This is a genomic window from Okeania sp. SIO2B9 (assembly GCF_010672505.1).
Lineage (GTDB): Bacteria > Cyanobacteriota > Cyanobacteriia > Cyanobacteriales > Microcoleaceae > Okeania > Okeania hirsuta.
Genome location: NZ_JAAHGK010001730.1, coordinates 1 through 1,207 on the forward strand (window position 1 = coordinate 1; position 1,207 = coordinate 1,207).

General features: G+C 39.6%; 1 protein-coding gene. It reads left to right on the top strand.

The features are described 5' to 3' along the window. Positions 1-223 precede the first annotated feature (223 nt). Entirely contained in the window at positions 224-889 is a 666-nt protein-coding gene (locus tag F6K13_RS34020; protein ID WP_287243014.1) for a Uma2 family endonuclease, read from the top strand. The last annotated feature ends 318 nt before the right edge of the window (positions 890-1,207 follow it).

Consider the following 1,207-nt stretch of genomic DNA (forward strand, 5'->3'; position numbering starts at 1 on the left):
GTGGGGAGAGGGGGGAGTGGGGGGAGGGGGGGAGGGGGGGAGGGGGAGATGGGGAGATGGGGAGATGGGGAGATGGGGAGTGTGGGGAGATGGGGAGATCGAGACACCTAGAAACAAAAATCTATATGCACAGTCTTAGGAGTGCCACTCCAGTAGTGGCGTGACACAGCTAAAATGGTGCATTAGGGAGTAGGGGAGTAGGTATATCTCAGGAGGTAACATTATGCTAGAAACTAACATCAAAACTCTACCACTAGAAAATAGCGATCGCCTAACTCGTCCAGAATTTGAGCGACGTTATGCCAGAATGTCTGATGTCAAAAAAGCTGAATTAATAGAAGGAATTGTATATATGAGTTCTCCGGTACGCATTACCCACGGAACACCTCACGCATTCATTATGACTTGGCTTGGTAATTATTGGGTAGCGACACCAGGAGTTACTCTAGCAGACAATACTACAGTACGCCTTGATGCTGATAACGAAGTACAACCGGATGCTTTATTACGCCTCGAAACTGGAGGCAATTCAATTATTAGTGCAGATGGCTATGTTGAAGGTGCATCAGAATTTATTGCTGAAGTTGCTAGCAGTAGTGCTTCTTATGACTTAGGAGAAAAATTGAAAGTTTATCGATGCAACCAAGTACAAGAATATTTAGTCTGGCAAGTTTACGAACAAAAAATTGATTGGTTTCGGTGGCGAGAGGGAGAATATATTAATTTGTCAATAGATGAACAGGGTATTATTAAAAGCGAAATTTTTCCTGGTTTATGGTTATCGGTATCTAATTTAATTTCAGGTAATTTAGTAGAAGTAAACTCAGAGTTACAAAAAGGTTTAAAAACATCCGAACATCAGAAATTTTTAGCACAGTTAAATAAGTAATATCATGTTCCCCCTCCGGGGGAGCTACGCTAACGGTTGAAGACTTATTCTTGTTTGACAAGCACTTAATACTACTAATTATGCTAGTAAGTTTAAGTTTAAAATTTTGAATATATTAGCTCTATTTCCACTAAAAAAATGGTTAAGTGATCGCCATTTAATATTAAGGGATGAAATTAATTTGTAAGCATTCAGCTATTAGCAGTTAGCTCTTAGCTTTTTAATGAATGAACCAAGTATCGCAATGAGCGCTCAGGTATTTACAATGTCCAGCTCAAAGTGCAGTAAGCGAAAAGGTGTACAAAAAATAATGTGTAA

Bases quoted from the DNA above. Each gene is read 5' to 3' on its own strand.
- F6K13_RS34020 (WP_287243014.1), top strand. From the start codon at position 224: ATGCTAGAAACTAACATCAAAACTCTACCACTAGAAAATAGCGATCGC.